This window comes from Bacillus sp. FSL R5-0431 (genome assembly GCF_038002985.1).
Lineage (GTDB): Bacteria > Bacillota > Bacilli > Bacillales > Bacillaceae > Bacillus.
Map to the genome: position 1 here is coordinate 429,383 of NZ_JBBOOG010000001.1, position 13,829 is coordinate 443,211.

The 13,829-nt window shown below is 43.0% G+C and carries 15 protein-coding genes; 9 read left to right on the forward strand and 6 right to left on the reverse strand.

Translation table 11 applies throughout. The features are described from left to right. Positions 1 to 32 precede the first annotated feature (32 nt). The 3 genes from MKZ03_RS02080 to MKZ03_RS02090 all read right to left on the reverse strand — a co-directional run bounded on the left by MKZ03_RS02080 (position 33) and on the right by MKZ03_RS02090 (position 3,052). Complete coding sequence (locus MKZ03_RS02080; protein ID WP_334750792.1) at positions 33 to 629, reverse strand: NAD(P)H-dependent oxidoreductase; 597 nt, start codon at positions 627 to 629, stop codon at positions 33 to 35. A gap of 157 nt (positions 630 to 786) precedes the next feature. Next, entirely contained in the window at positions 787 to 1,401 is a 615-nt protein-coding gene (locus MKZ03_RS02085) for a YcnI family copper-binding membrane protein (RefSeq protein WP_340971677.1), read from the reverse strand. 16 nt (positions 1,402 to 1,417) lie between these two features. Then, positions 1,418 to 3,052, reverse strand: a complete 1,635-nt coding sequence (locus MKZ03_RS02090; RefSeq protein ID WP_341030755.1) for a copper resistance CopC/CopD family protein — start codon at positions 3,050 to 3,052, stop codon at positions 1,418 to 1,420. 506 nt (positions 3,053 to 3,558) lie between these two features. Between MKZ03_RS02090 and MKZ03_RS02095 the strand changes: the two genes are divergently transcribed. The 5 genes from MKZ03_RS02095 (at position 3,559) to MKZ03_RS02115 (ending at position 9,122) form a co-directional block, all read left to right on the forward strand. Continuing rightward, positions 3,559 to 5,001, forward strand: a complete 1,443-nt coding sequence (locus MKZ03_RS02095; RefSeq protein WP_034664061.1) for a PTS mannitol transporter subunit IICB — start codon at positions 3,559 to 3,561, stop codon at positions 4,999 to 5,001. A 97-nt stretch (positions 5,002 to 5,098) separates the two neighbouring features. Beyond that, entirely contained in the window at positions 5,099 to 5,533 is a 435-nt protein-coding gene (locus tag MKZ03_RS02100; RefSeq protein ID WP_034664060.1) for a PTS sugar transporter subunit IIA, read from the forward strand. A 1-nt stretch (position 5,534) separates the two neighbouring features. Continuing rightward, positions 5,535 to 6,656 carry a mannitol-1-phosphate 5-dehydrogenase gene (locus MKZ03_RS02105; protein ID WP_341030756.1) on the forward strand — a complete coding sequence of 374 codons (1,122 nt, stop codon included), beginning with the start codon at positions 5,535 to 5,537 and terminating at the stop codon, positions 6,654 to 6,656. A gap of 98 nt (positions 6,657 to 6,754) precedes the next feature. Then, positions 6,755 to 8,503 carry a methyl-accepting chemotaxis protein gene (locus tag MKZ03_RS02110; RefSeq protein ID WP_341030758.1) on the forward strand — a complete coding sequence of 583 codons (1,749 nt, stop codon included), beginning with the start codon at positions 6,755 to 6,757 and terminating at the stop codon, positions 8,501 to 8,503. 226 nt (positions 8,504 to 8,729) lie between these two features. Continuing rightward, entirely contained in the window at positions 8,730 to 9,122 is a 393-nt protein-coding gene (locus tag MKZ03_RS02115; RefSeq protein ID WP_060595555.1) for a RidA family protein, read from the forward strand. 231 nt (positions 9,123 to 9,353) lie between these two features. On the opposite strand, the gene MKZ03_RS02120 is transcribed toward MKZ03_RS02115, so the two are convergent. From MKZ03_RS02120 to MKZ03_RS02130, 3 genes are read right to left on the reverse strand one after another with little or no spacing between them, the layout of a single operon-like run. Beyond that, a complete protein-coding gene (locus tag MKZ03_RS02120) occupies positions 9,354 to 9,593 on the reverse strand; it encodes a DUF2651 family protein (protein WP_340971686.1) in 240 nt (79 codons plus the stop codon). A 24-nt stretch (positions 9,594 to 9,617) separates the two neighbouring features. Further along, the gene (locus tag MKZ03_RS02125) at positions 9,618 to 9,911 is read right to left on the reverse strand and encodes a DUF5316 domain-containing protein (protein WP_341030760.1); all 294 of its coding nucleotides are present in this window, start codon (positions 9,909 to 9,911) and stop codon (positions 9,618 to 9,620) included. Positions 9,912 to 9,936: 25 nt separating this feature from the next. Then, positions 9,937 to 10,314, reverse strand: coding sequence for a VOC family protein (locus tag MKZ03_RS02130; RefSeq protein ID WP_066031314.1), 378 nt, complete (start codon positions 10,312 to 10,314; stop codon positions 9,937 to 9,939). A 181-nt stretch (positions 10,315 to 10,495) separates the two neighbouring features. Between MKZ03_RS02130 and MKZ03_RS02135 the strand changes: the two genes are divergently transcribed. The 4 genes from MKZ03_RS02135 (at position 10,496) to MKZ03_RS02150 (ending at position 13,826) form a co-directional block, all read left to right on the forward strand. Continuing rightward, the gene (locus MKZ03_RS02135) at positions 10,496 to 10,765 is read left to right on the forward strand and encodes an excalibur calcium-binding domain-containing protein (RefSeq protein WP_080769491.1); all 270 of its coding nucleotides are present in this window, start codon (positions 10,496 to 10,498) and stop codon (positions 10,763 to 10,765) included. A 103-nt stretch (positions 10,766 to 10,868) separates the two neighbouring features. Continuing rightward, a complete protein-coding gene (locus MKZ03_RS02140) occupies positions 10,869 to 11,648 on the forward strand; it encodes a Cof-type HAD-IIB family hydrolase (protein WP_370876201.1) in 780 nt (259 codons plus the stop codon). A 175-nt stretch (positions 11,649 to 11,823) separates the two neighbouring features. Continuing rightward, positions 11,824 to 12,582 carry a LamB/YcsF family protein gene (locus tag MKZ03_RS02145; protein ID WP_341030762.1) on the forward strand — a complete coding sequence of 253 codons (759 nt, stop codon included), beginning with the start codon at positions 11,824 to 11,826 and terminating at the stop codon, positions 12,580 to 12,582. Positions 12,583 to 12,608: 26 nt separating this feature from the next. Continuing rightward, a complete protein-coding gene (locus MKZ03_RS02150; protein ID WP_341030763.1) occupies positions 12,609 to 13,826 on the forward strand; it encodes an NRAMP family divalent metal transporter in 1,218 nt (405 codons plus the stop codon). The last annotated feature ends 3 nt before the right edge of the window (positions 13,827 to 13,829 follow it).

Below are 13,829 nucleotides of genomic sequence, written 5' to 3' on the forward strand. Positions count from 1 at the left end.
CCGAAGAAGGAATCTCGGCAGTCTTTTTTATGTTAAACAGCCGGCGGAAAAAGCTGCTCCACCGTTTCTTTCGTTTCTTTCAGAATTTCGTGGATGTAATCTGCTGGTGCCTGCTCCATGCTGCTGAACAAAAGTCGTTCAACAGGCTCAACACCAATAAAATTGAAGACTTCTGTATCTGTTGTCATGCGATGGGAGGCGGAAACGATCCGGTTAGAGTCAAGAAAGGTCCTTGGAGCATCGTGCGTGTTGATAATGACACCCTTTTTGTGCCGAAGCAGGTTTTCAATAGCCCCATGCTCATTGATTTGATAAGCGAAGCCCTCAGAAAAAACGCGTTCTACATAGCCCTTTAGCATAGCGGGTAAGCCTGTCCACCAAATGGGAAAAATAAACGTTAGGACATCTGCTTGCTGAATCAGCTTCTGCTCTGTTTGAATGGCAATTGGGACATCACCCCGTTTGATCGCAGCCTTTTCCAACATGCTTAGCTCTGGCGAAAAACCAAGAGCATAGACATCACGAATAGTCACTTCATGACCATTGTTCAAAAGAGTGCTGACAACAAGATCTAATAAGGTTTGATTTAAGCTTTGCTGGGGATGAGCAAATATAATTAAATGGTTCATCTCATAGCCTCCTAGGTGGTCATGTGTCTCATTATGGCACGCGTCACCATCCTATTCAATCCTATATTGGTAATAATAGGTTGGAAAAATGATCTCGTGTTCAAGGTGGAAAGAAACAAAGCGATCGTTTCCGTGAAAACGATCGCTTACGAATCAATTATTTCTTTCTAAAAGCAAGCCCAAGCGCAATCAGTGCTACGACTAGAGCAGCAATGGACAACCCTATTACAAGTGGTGAGGAAGAGTTGGAGGCTGTTTCAGATGCCTTTTCTTCTTTTGGTTTTTCTTGTCCATGTGAATCCGTTACCGTATTAGATGCCACAATGTTTGTGATCGAATGCGGCTTATCAGCATCTTTATCGCCTGTCCATTCAACGACCGTTCCATCCTTATAATATTGATATGCATCCCATGCAGCTTCACCTGCTTTTTCAGGGTTTTTCGCTACAAAAACGAATTGCTGGAACTGTCCGGCAAGCACGCCTTTACCCGTTGCTTCCCAAGTCACTCTTGTCACCTTGCCATCTTTTTCTTCAGTTGACGTTTTCCATCCAGGGACTGGCTCATATTGCTGGAATTCTACGCCTTTAGGTATTGTCACGACAACCTTAGTCGTTGGACTGTCACTCTCAGAAGGAACTTTTAACGTATAGGTTTCCCACGCATTTGTCGCAGACGTATCAGGCTTGACTGTGACATGAGCACTCACAGGAATCGCCAATAAAAATGAAGTGAGAAGCATTGGTAATAAAGCTTTAACGTATTTTTTCATATGGTATGAACTCCTTTTAGTTTCTTCTAATAAATGTGGTATCGATATTTTCAAAAGAACCAGTTAACGCATGGATTTCAATTTTCCAAGTACCTTTTTCATTTAACAAGAGGTTTTCAGCAGAGAAATGACCATTTTTTAATCGTTTCAGCTGAAATTCACTCGGTTTCTCTTCCCCGAATAAGGCGACTTTATGGATCTTGGCTGATACAGATTGAATATCTGTAATCGTTTGTCCATCCTTCTTCGTAAATGCGACCTCGAATGTGTTTTTTCCCGGGGCATTCGGGGTAATGCTCATGGACACAATGTCACGATGCTCGACCTGGTTTGCGCCAAAGAATGGCTCAGGTGCAGGCGGAGGAGGGCTCGGAATATTGGTGAACACAGCCGTTAATAACAAAATGGCGATTCCGATGATCCACTCAGCTCGTAATGAAACGTTTTGTTTCTGTTTCTTTTCCCATCTCAGCATCAAGTAATGGACAAGTCCTAGAAGGCCCATCATGATAAATAAACCAAGCTTGATTAAAAAGGTTCTTCCGTACGCTGATTGGAAAAGAGCATCAAACGATTGCAAAATGAAGATGGCATTCACAAATCCTGAAAACACAATGAGTCCAACAGAGAGCAGTGCCCAAGGGTGAAACGCATTTAATGTATTTCGGATGAGCGGCTGATCTTCATTTGGCAGCTTCTTCAACAATAAAAGCACAATGGCTGTTAAACCACCGACCCAGATCGATGCAGAAACGAGATGGATGAAATCAAGTGACGTTGTCAGTATTTTATTATCGGTTGCTGCTGGATGTCCGATTTGTGCCTTCAGCCAGAGAAGCACTGCGAATAGGAGCAGTGGAAACAACCATATCCGAAAAGAAGTAAAATCCCCTTTTTTCATCGCAACTATGCTCCAAATGGTCAGAAGAACAAATGACACCATGAGCATCATCCACAAACTACCGCCAGAAGTCGACGCAATGGTTTCTTGTAAAAGCGATGGCTGAAATGCCCCCAAAAAGGACACGTCTGCCGCTGATTTTGTTTGAATCGGCAGCTGGAACACGAGAGCTCCGCCCATCATGATCAGTGACAAAGTCAAAAGCCTCTTCATTCGTTTCGCTAATACAGGTGAAATGGATGTTTTAAACCAAAACAGTCCAAACAAAATGGTCCCGAGAAATAAGCTAAACGATGTATAAAGTAAGGCTTTATCAATGGTCGAGGCTACATCGATGGATTCATTCGTTTGACCTTGATCTAATTGGTCAAAGCCGCCATCCGCTTTGCCAATACTAAACGGGATCATGCCAGAGACAGAGTGTCCGTCTGCTGATACCGCATTCCACTGAATGGTATAAATCCCCTTTGGTAAATCCTTTTTTAAAGCAGCTTCCATGATTTTTTGATCTTTAATGACCGTATCTCCTTTATCCACACGATCACCTTTTGCATTGAGCACCTTAATGGCATGAAATCCGCTTTCGATTCCTTCACTAAATGTGATAGAGACCGAAGGAGGCTGTTTCTCCAGCTCTTCATTTGCCGCTGGATTCGAGCTGACGACGTATGCATGAGCAAATGCTTCCTTTGGAATGAAAAAAGCCAACGTGACGATAAGGAGCAGAAGCCACTTACTATGTTTCAACAAGTGAATAACCGCCTTTCTACCTATGAAAATGTCTCATGTATCAGAAAGAAAGCGGCAGTAAACTGTGAGTCACAGAAAAAACCGCTCCTCCTATTGTGCCGCTCACTCTAAAAGGTAAACGAAACAAACAGCAAGATGGTTCACTTTTTCTGTGTCATGTCTGCGCAGACATTTCTTGATTGAATAGGTTTGATCATGTATAAGCCTATTCGATTTAAGAAGAGGAAACAAGAAGAGACTATTTGAAAGTTGTGAAATTACAATGAATTTTGCATCAAAACCACGGCACGTCAACCTTTTTACTCCATTTGTCCTATGCTCTGACAGAGAATTCACATCATATTTCAATTTTGTCACACACTAAGTGACAAAGTGACATTTAGTTTCAATTGAAGGGAAAGTGAAAGCGTTTTACGATAGGGTTAAGGGCTTCACTGACACTTGTTCTTATATCTTTTGACCTATAAAGCCCTGAATAAAGGGAGAGAAGAAAGGAGTTTTCATAGATGCAGGAAAAAAGCGGATTCCGCGTAAAAGTACAGCGCTTTGGAAGCTATTTAAGCGGTATGATTATGCCGAATATTGGAGCATTTATCGCTTGGGGACTCATTACGGCATTGTTCATTCCGAGTGGCTATTTGCCAAATGAACAATTAGCTTCACTTGTTGGTCCAATGATCAACTACTTACTGCCGCTCTTAATCGGTTACACAGGCGGTAAGCTCGTATACGACCATCGAGGCGGGGTACTCGGTGCAACCGCGACGATTGGGGTCATTGTCGGTTCGGACATTCCAATGTTTTTAGGTGCCATGATCATGGGACCACTTGGCGGTTACTTGATTAAGAAAATTGATCAGCTCTTCAAAGATCGAATCAAATCGGGCTTTGAGATGCTTGTGAATAACTTTACGGCAGGGATTCTAGGTGCCATTCTTGTCGCGATTGCCTTCTACGCCATCGGCCCAGTGGTACTTGGTCTAAATAAAGCCCTTGCAGCTGGTGTAGATATCATTGTGAATGCACATTTGCTTCCGCTGGCAAGTATTTTCATTGAACCAGCGAAAGTCTTGTTCTTAAACAATGCGATTAATCAAGGAATTTTAGGTCCTTTAGGGGTGGAGCAAGCGGCAAAGACAGGGCAGTCCGTTCTGTTCTTGCTTGAAACAAACCCAGGACCAGGGTTAGGTGTTCTACTTGCGTACATGTTCTTTGGTAGAGGAAATGCGAAACAGTCTGCACCGGGTGCGATTGTCATTCAATTCTTAGGAGGAATTCATGAGATTTACTTCCCGTACATCTTAATGAAACCAAAGCTCATTTTGGCGGTGATTGCAGGGGGAGCAAGCGGCGTTCTGACCTTTACCCTGTTAAATGCAGGCTTAAAGGCTGTGCCGTCACCAGGAAGTATTATCGCCCTCATGCTGATGTCACCAAAAGGCGGACACCTTGCCGTTCTTGCAGGTGTTGTCGTGGCAGCCGTCGTATCATTCCTTGTCGCTTCTGTGATTTTGAAGGCTTCAAAAGCTGTTGATGAGGATCTAACAGCAGCAACAGAAAAGATGCAGGACATGAAAGGGAAGAAAAGCGCAGCAGCAGCTGCTCTCACAGCTCAAAAAGAAGATGCTGAAGCAAATGAGCAAGCAGCATCTCCAAGTGATGTCAATCCAGATGACGTGAACAAAATCATCTTTGCCTGCGATGCAGGAATGGGCTCAAGTGCGATGGGCGCATCCATCTTAAAGAATAAAGTCAAAAAGGCAGAGCTTGATATTGATGTGACAAACACATCCATCAGCAACATCCCAGATGACGCCGATGTGGTCTTTACTCATAAAGATTTAACAGACAGAGCCAAGGCGAAACTGCCGGGCGCTGTGCATATCTCAGTTGATAATTTCTTAAACAGCCCGAAATACGATGAGCTGATTGAGAAATTGAAAAAATAACATGACGAAACGGGTTGAGTTCAATTTTTCTTTATTGAACTCCCCGTTTTGGTTGTTTTTCTGATTTTCCATTCTAAAAAAAGGTGTGTGATCATTCATGAAACAAGTACTTTCAAAAGACAATATTTTTCTAAACGAACAAGCAGGCTCAAAAGAAGAAGCCATTAAAAAAGCGGGCGAGGTCCTAGTGGCAAACGGCTATGTCACAAGTGATTATGTCGACAAAATGTTTGAAAGAGAAAATATCTCATCTACATTTATGGGCAACGGGATTGCGATTCCTCATGGAACAGAGGATGCGAAAGCGGCTGTCCTTCATTCTGGGATTTCCATCATTCAAATTCCAGAAGGTGTTGAATACGGAGAAGGAAATATCGCCAAAGTTGTCTTTGGCATCGCTGGTAAAAACAACGAACACCTCGATATTCTTTCTCAAATTGCGATTGTCTGTTCAGAAGAAGAAAATGTAGAACGCATCATCCATGCAAAGGATCAGGATGAACTGATCGCCATTTTTAACGAGGTGAACTAACATGAAGGCACTTCATTTTGGAGCAGGAAATATCGGCAGAGGGTTTATCGGATCTTTGTTAAAAACATCAGGCTTTGAGCTTGTCTTTACCGATGTAAATGAAGCGGTCATCAACGAGCTGAATGAAAGAGGAGAATACACGGTTGAACTCGCATCGCCGGGTCAAAAACAAGAAGTAGTCGGCCCAGTGAGAGCGATCAATTCTGCACAAGACACAGCGGCATTAACAGAGGCCGTCGCATCAGCCGATTTAATGACAACAGCTGTTGGACCAGCCGTTTTGAAGATCATAGCTTCATCGATTGCTGAAGGATTAAAAGAGAAAAAACCTGACCATATCATCAACATCGTGGCATGTGAAAATATGATTGGAGGCAGCTCTCATTTAAAAGAAGCCGTTTTCTCTCATTTAACAGAAGAGGAACAAGAAGCGTTGTCACAAACAGTTGGTTTTCCAAACGCTGCTGTGGACCGCATTGTTCCGATTCAGCACCATGAGGACATTCTGAAAGTATCAGTCGAGCCTTTTTTCGAGTGGGTCATTGATGAGACTGGCTTTATTGGTGACGTTCCTCAGATTGAAGGAGCAACCTTTGTACAAGATTTGACGCCGTATATTGAGCGCAAACTCTTTACTGTCAACACAGGGCATGCACTAGCTGCTTATGTCGGGTATCAGCAAGGCGTTCAAACGATTAAAGAAGCCGTCGATACACCAGAGATTCGCCGAGTTATTGAAGGAGCACTTCATGAAACAGGCAGTTATTTAATCGACACATATGGCTTTCAGAAAGAAGAACATGATGCCTATATTCAAAAAATCATCAAACGATTCGAAAATGCTTTTATCTCCGACGAAGTCACTCGTGTCGCACGATCTCCTCTTAGAAAGCTGGGAGCAGACGACCGTTTAATCGGTCCAGCGAAAAAGATCAAACAGCCAGTGTACTTAATCAAAGGTATCGCTGCAGCTCTCGCTTATGACTTTGCCGAAGACGAAGAAGCGGTTCGTTTGCAGGCATTAAGAAAAGAAAAAGGCATTGAAGGTGTGCTGGAAGAAGTATGTGGCCTCACGCCAACAGACGATCTCTATCAAGCCATTCTGAAAGAAACAGCTCGATAATCAGAAAATCCCTTTCCAACGAGTGAAAGGGATTTTTTTATGACTTTTTTAATAGTTTTCCCCGCTTGACGATATATGATGTAAGGGGGAATTTGTATATGAAAAAGAAAACGTTTGCGTCAAGAAGTGTCTTTTTTCAATTAATGTCTGCCATTATCGTGATCACGATCTTAACCGGCGGACTTGTTGGGACAACGGGGTATTTGTTAGCGAAACATGTCTTAATTGATGCGGGGAAAGCAGATTTAAAGCACATCGTCAGCGGAGCAATGGCCACACTTGAACAGTTGAATGATCGTGTAGAGAAAAAAGAACTGACGCTTGAACAGGCGCAGGAACAAGCCCGTATTTACTTGAGCGGGCCTAAAAATGACAACGGGAAAGGGTACCAATTTCAAAAATCAGATTTTATATATAAAAATGAAGGCTATCTCGTCGCATATGGAGCAGATTATTCCTCTCAAGTCCATCCTGTCAACGACATTGGCGTCATTCCAGATAACACGACCAATCGTGAAAAAATGGTCGCTGGAGCCAAATCAGAAGGCGAAGATGCACACTATGTGACCTATTTAGATAAGGACGATGCCACCGGGGAAGAAAAGCAAAAGCTTGCCTATATGAGCCAGTTCACGCCCTGGAATTGGAGTGTCGGCATCGCCGTCTTCCAGGACGAATTTTATAAAGAATTAGAGCAGATGAAGCTCTATATGATGCTCATTACAGCAGGTGTCGCTCTTCTCGGTCTTGGCGTCTTTTATTTAGCTGCTCGAGGAAAAGTCAGACTGCTCAAGCAAGTCACTGCTGCTTCAAAAGAAATTGCGGCGGGGAATCTTGAACGCACGAGTTTAAAAGAAACAACAGATGAAATTGGACAGCTGGCAAAAGGCTTTAATCATATGTCAGAAGAACTCAGGACACTTGTGAGCGGTCTACAGGAAACGAGCAGCCAGCTTGTTGAATCAGCGACAGATTTATCGGCGATATCTGAAGAAACCTCAGCCAGCAGTGAAGAAATTGGCCGAGCCATTGGCGACATATCGACCGGAACGCTTCATCAGGCATCTGACCTTGATGCAGCCAATCAACAAATGACCCAGTTCAATCAATCCATCGAAAATGTCAAAGAACAAAGCGACCAAATTAAACGAATCTCTGACCAATCGAGTCAATCATCGCAGCAGGGCCAGCAAATTGTTCAGCAATTAAAACAATCAAATGAACAATCAATTCAGGCGTCTAAAGGTATTAGAACAGGAATCGAGCAGTTAAGTATAAAAGTACAGGATATCTCTAAAATCACTGATACGATTGAAAGCATTTCAAATGAGACGAATTTACTAGCGCTGAATGCAAGCATTGAAGCAGCACGCGCAGGAGAGCAAGGCAAAGGCTTCTCGGTTGTGGCGAGTGAAGTGCGGAATTTAGCTGAGCAGACAAAGCAATCAGCCGTTCAAATTCAGCAAATGGTACAAGGCATTAAAGAAGAAACGACGGCAACAGCCGGTATGATGTCGAGCACAATGGATCGTTTTGCTGAGTTAGATGAAGCGGTACATGCAACAGAACATGAATTCAATGCCATCTCTGCGTCGATTTCACAAACCATCGTCGAAACAGACGCAATGGCAAAAGAGCTGAATACATTGCTGGAGCAAAACGATCTCATCACAAAAGCGATGCATGGAGCGGCACATATTTCTCAAGAAAATGCCGCTGCGATCGAAGAGATCACCGCATCCACAGATGAACAAGTGACAGCCATCTCCAATGTGGCAAAAGCAGCAGAAAGGCTTAATGAATTAAGCATGAGATTGAATCAAGACATTGCGCGTTATCGTCTATAAATCATTTTGACTGTGTGTCTCGTATCAGGTACTATATAGTTAATCAAAACCTTGCTCACGCAATAAAAAGGAGTGTTTCGGTCATGAAAAAGAAGATATTGATGTTCTTACCTAGTGGCTATGGATACTCCACTGCTGTTTTCTTTTAGAATAGATAGAAATTGGTGAAGTCTGTCTACATGAGGAAGAATCTAGCAGGAAAATCAAAGTGAGTGAGGGATATAACATGGAAAAAATTACGAGAAAAAACCCAGAAAGTATGCCGAAGCCCGTTGGCAGCTATAGTCATATCACAAGAGTACCAAAGGGCGCGGGATTATTTGTTACATCGGGTCAAGTAGGAACAGATATGGATGGACAGGTCCCATCAAGTTTAAACGACCAAGTAACCAATACATTTGAAAATATTAAAAAAATCCTTGAATCAGAAGGATTGAATGAAGAGCATGTCATCAAGGTCAATATATGGGCAACGGAAGAAATCGACTGGGATCATCTATATCCTCAGTGGGATACGATCTTTAAAACAGCTTATCCATCAATGACGGTTGCTTATGTATCAGCTTTAGGATGGCCTGAGCTGAAAATTGAAATTGAGCTATGGTGCGCCGATATATGAACCAAAAAAAGAACAGTGCAAACTGTTCTTTCAGCGTATAGACAAACCCTCGCATTCGGTGTCAGGTCTGCGTGCCGGTGCTCACGAATGTCAAATTCGCTCCGCGCCAGTACTCGTCCTTCCTAGACTGCAAAGGTTTTCTATCACGCTGAAAATAAGACAAAAGGCTAAAATAAACATCATTTTAGCCCTTTGTCAACAATCTGAAAGAACAGTGCAAACTGTTCTTTTTTACTTGAACCGAAACCGCTTTGTCATCCATGCGGCGATAAACGTAAAGACGGTGTAGATGATGACCCAAATGAGAAAGGATTTATTCCCGTCAATATATGTGAACATGAGAATCATGCTTGCTAATAGTACAATCAAAGTTGGCATCCAAACATTCTTCAAGAGCATTGTGCCAAAAATGCCAATCAGCACGGAAATAATGGGAAAGCCGAATACAATCAATAAGACAAAAACAGCCATATTGCTAACTCCTTTAACAAGTGATTACATCAAAACATATAAGACCGATGCAGCCATGTGCGGAACTGCAAAAATCATCAAAAGAAAAGCCGTATCAAGACGCCACATGCGGTGTTCCTTTGTTTCAGAATGATAGGCTGCCCGCGTTTCTTCTCCGCTTGTCCAAGCCCCCATTAGAAGTCCAGACATCATGACGCCAATAATAGAGATTCCACCACTGATCCACCCTATCCACTCATGGTGCTGCAAAATAATAGCGGCACTGCAAATCACAATCATTGAGCAAACTCCGGCGAAAAAGGCATGTTTTTTTCTCATGCTGATTCACTTCCTTCAAAGGAGATTAGGAGATGGCATCACATATTTCAATGAAATGACCATCAGGATCAGCGACATAAGCGACGGTTTGACCCCATGGTTTCTTTGCAGGTTCTTTGATGATCGGAACCCCTTTTTCCTTCATTGATGCAATGGTTTGATCCACGTCATCCACAACAAACCCTATCTCAAACGTTTGAGAGGATTGATTTGCTTCAGGGACAGGCAATCCAAGTGCATCTTTGACATCCTGACGTGAATTAATTGATAATGTCACGTCCCCCGTGTCAAACTCAACATAGGATTCAACCCTGAGTTTCATAGGAAAGCCAAGTACATGTTGATAGAAATGAATACTTGCCTCAACATCGTTTACATATAGAATGGTATATTTCATTTTCATGTGAAAAACTCCTCTCATATACGTGTCAAAAACGGAAAGGTTTCCCACTCATTGTACCATATAGGAGATAAAGCATATTATATTCCAAAAAAATCTATTTTATAAGCACAATAGTCTTGAAAAACAAAAAGTGGTGACATATGATAAAAATGTAAAAATAGAAAAAATAGGGGGATCATACATGTTGAAAAAAATCATGGTGGCTGTCTTGTCATTAGGTCTTTTACTAAGCTTTACACAAGTCGACACCCACACTGCAGATGCAAAAACGGTCAAGTCCTACAAAAACTGCAAAGCACTGAACAAAGTCTATAAAGGCGGCGTGGCAAAAAGCAAAAACACGAAAAACAAAGGCGGCAAAACAAAGTACAAGCCGTATGTGTCAAAAGCACTTTACCAAAAAAATATGCGACTTGACCGTGATAAAGACGGCATTGCGTGTGAACGCTAAGCCAATGCAAAGAGACCTGTAACAAGGTCTTTTTTCTATGGGATCAAACTCGTCCCTTTGTGCCAGCTTCCTCTTTATATTAAAATAAAGATAGTTACAAAAAATGATACAAAGTGGGGTACTCAATTTGTCCATACAAGCTGATAAGAAAGACATCCGATTGATTGCCATTGATATGGATGGCACGCTGTTAAACAGTGAACACGTCATTCCAGAGGAAAATAAACAAGCCATTAAAGATGCTGAAGCAAAAGGGGTCCATGTGGTCATTAGCACAGGGCGGACGCTGATGACATGTCGAGAGCTGGTTGAGCCGCTTAAGCTGTCTTCTTACCTTGTGACAGCAAATGGAAGTGAAATCTGGGATTCAAACTTCCAACTAATCGAACGAGATCTGCTGCATCCTGATCACGTCCAAATGATGTGGGATCTAAAAAATAGGTTCGAAACCGATTACTGGGCTTCCACTGTGGAGAAAGTGTGGAGAGGTGAATTCCCAGAACGAATTCATGACCATGAATGGTTGAAATTTGGCTTTGATATTCATGATGATGACGTTCGTGAGGAAGTACTTAATACATTGAAAGCAAATGAGCATCTAGAGATCACAAATTCAAGTCCGACCAATATCGAAGTCAATGCGGCAGGGATTAACAAAGCTGCGGCTCTTGCAAAGGTAGCAGAACGCATTGGCTGTACGATGGACAATGTCATGTCACTTGGCGACAGCCTAAATGATATGGCCATGATTCAAGAAGCCGGATTAGGAATTGCGATGGGAAATGCGCAAGAAGTGGTGAAAGAAGCCGCTGATTGGATTACAGCTCCTAACACAGAACACGGTGTAGCAAAAGCCATCCAACATTGGGTGCTATCTAAATGAAGAACATGATGAAAAAGCGAGAGGCGATATCCTCTCGCTTTTTTAATTTCTCCTAGTTCTATTGTTATGTTTTCTGACAATGTCATGTGCAATCTATCCAAAATTGATATAATCAATATAAATTCGAATATTCGGACTTTATATTCCGTTATTCGGAACAACAAGGAGGGATCCTATGTATCAAGTGGATATCAACTGTGATTTGGGAGAAAGCTTTGGTCAATACACAATCGGTGCGGACGAACAAATTCTTGAATATGTCACGTCAGCCAACATTGCTTGCGGTTTTCATGCAGGAGATCCAACGGTCATGAGAAAAACGGTCAGAATGGCGCTGGATAAAGGGGTCCAAATTGGTGCGCATCCAGGTTTGCAAGATTTGGTCGGCTTTGGCAGACGTCCAATGGCGATCTCGGCAGAGGAAGCCTATGATCTCGTCGTCTATCAAATTGGCGCTCTATCAGCCTTTCTCAAGGCAGAAGGCGGCACGATGCAGCATGTCAAGCCGCACGGCGCCCTTTACAACATGGCGGCTAAAAATACTGAATTATCTGAATCGATTGCAAAGGCTGTGTATCATGTCGATCCAAGTCTTGTGTTATTCGGTCTCTCAGGCAGTGAACTTGCGTTAGCAGGTGAGAGAATTGGCCTTCAAGTGGCTCATGAAGTATTTTCTGATCGGACCTATCAAGCAGACGGGACGTTGACATCTCGCCGCGAACCACATGCACTCATTGAAGATGATGAACGGGCAGTTCAGCAGGTCGTTCGTATGGTGCGAGAAGGGAAGGTACATACCGTTCAAGGGGAAGACATTTCGCTTAAAGCAGATACGGTCTGTATTCACGGAGACGGCAGCCATGCGCTTCAATTTGCCAAAATCATTACATCAAAACTAAAAGAAGCGAGTATTCATCTCAAAGCCTTTCAATAAAAATCGTCATCAAAGGGGGAAACAGCATGAAAAAAGAGGAAGTCAAGCACACGAAGGCACCAAAGGGGAATCGTTCTATGCTGATGGGCGCAGCCTTTTTAATGGCGACGTCCGCAATAGGACCGGGATTTTTAACACAAACGACTGTCTTTACACAGCAGCTTGCGGCTAGCTTTGGGTTTGTCATTCTCATCTCTATTTTGTTGGATATTTTTGCACAAACGAATGTATGGCGCATCATCGCCGTGTCAGAAAAGCGAGGTCAGGATATTGCGAATATGGTTCTGCCGGGGCTCGGTTATGTGCTGGCCTTTTTGATTGTCATTGGGGGACTTGCCTTTAACATCGGAAATATCGCTGGTGCTGGTCTCGGTTTTCAGGTCATCTTCGGCGTCGATCCGCGAATCGGAGCAGGGGTCAGTGCTGTCATTGCCATTCTGATCTTTGTGATCAAAGAGGCTGGAAAAGCGATGGACCGTTTCACACAGGTAGCAGGCTTTGTCATGATCGGCCTGATGCTGTATGTGGCGATTTCAACAGCGCCGCCCGTTGGGGAAGCAGCACTCAGAACATTTGTCCCAGAAGAAATTGATATTCTATCGATTGTGACACTTGTCGGGGGGACAGTTGGCGGCTATATCGTTTTTGCTGGCGGACATCGTCTATTGGATGCTGGAATTAAAGGGAAAGATGCACTTCCTCAAGTGACAAAAAGCTCTGTTTTCGGCATCCTGATTACATCTGTGATGCGTGTCGCTTTATTTTTAGCCGTGCTAGGAGTGGTCTCAAAGGGTTTACAGATTGATCCAGCGAATCCGCCTGCTTCTGTATTCCAGTTAGCGTCTGGAAATGTTGGATATAAAATGTTCGGGATCATTATGTGGGCTGCGGCGATTACATCGGTTATTGGAGCGGCTTACACATCTGTTTCTTTCTTTAAAACCTTCTCGCCAAAAATTGAGCAAAATCAACGTGGCATTATCATCGGCTTTATTACCCTCTCTACTATTTGTTTTATTACGATCGGACGACCTGTGAACATATTAGTTTTAGTTGGGGCGATCAATGCATTGATTTTACCTCTCGCACTTGGCACCTTGCTGGTTGCGGCCTATAAGAAAGAAATTGTCGGCGATTACCGTCATCCATTCTTTTTGACAGCGTCAGGTGCATTGGTTGTCATCATCATGGCTTTGATGGGCGGATATACCATTATGACTGAAATCCCTAAACTATGGAGTTGATTT

Excerpts from the sequence above, each read along its gene's own strand:
- MKZ03_RS02085 (WP_340971677.1), bottom strand. The coding sequence starts at position 1,401 with ATGAAAAAATACGTTAAAGCTTTATTACCAATGCTTCTCACTTCATTT.
- MKZ03_RS02125 (WP_341030760.1), bottom strand. The coding sequence starts at position 9,911 with ATGAGAAAAAAACATGCCTTTTTCGCCGGAGTTTGCTCAATGATTGTG.
- MKZ03_RS02120 (WP_340971686.1), bottom strand. The coding sequence starts at position 9,593 with ATGGCTGTTTTTGTCTTATTGATTGTATTCGGCTTTCCCATTATTTCC.
- MKZ03_RS02095 (WP_034664061.1), top strand. The coding sequence starts at position 3,559 with ATGCAGGAAAAAAGCGGATTCCGCGTAAAAGTACAGCGCTTTGGAAGC.
- MKZ03_RS02105 (WP_341030756.1), top strand. The coding sequence starts at position 5,535 with ATGAAGGCACTTCATTTTGGAGCAGGAAATATCGGCAGAGGGTTTATC.
- MKZ03_RS02130 (WP_066031314.1), bottom strand. The coding sequence starts at position 10,314 with ATGAAAATGAAATATACCATTCTATATGTAAACGATGTTGAGGCAAGT.
- MKZ03_RS02100 (WP_034664060.1), top strand. The coding sequence starts at position 5,099 with ATGAAACAAGTACTTTCAAAAGACAATATTTTTCTAAACGAACAAGCA.
- MKZ03_RS02115 (WP_060595555.1), top strand. The coding sequence starts at position 8,730 with ATGGAAAAAATTACGAGAAAAAACCCAGAAAGTATGCCGAAGCCCGTT.
- MKZ03_RS02140 (WP_370876201.1), top strand. The coding sequence starts at position 10,869 with ATGATACAAAGTGGGGTACTCAATTTGTCCATACAAGCTGATAAGAAA.
- MKZ03_RS02080 (WP_334750792.1), bottom strand. The coding sequence starts at position 629 with ATGAACCATTTAATTATATTTGCTCATCCCCAGCAAAGCTTAAATCAA.
- MKZ03_RS02150 (WP_341030763.1), top strand. The coding sequence starts at position 12,609 with ATGAAAAAAGAGGAAGTCAAGCACACGAAGGCACCAAAGGGGAATCGT.
- MKZ03_RS02135 (WP_080769491.1), top strand. The coding sequence starts at position 10,496 with ATGTTGAAAAAAATCATGGTGGCTGTCTTGTCATTAGGTCTTTTACTA.
- MKZ03_RS02145 (WP_341030762.1), top strand. The coding sequence starts at position 11,824 with ATGTATCAAGTGGATATCAACTGTGATTTGGGAGAAAGCTTTGGTCAA.
- MKZ03_RS02110 (WP_341030758.1), top strand. The coding sequence starts at position 6,755 with ATGAAAAAGAAAACGTTTGCGTCAAGAAGTGTCTTTTTTCAATTAATG.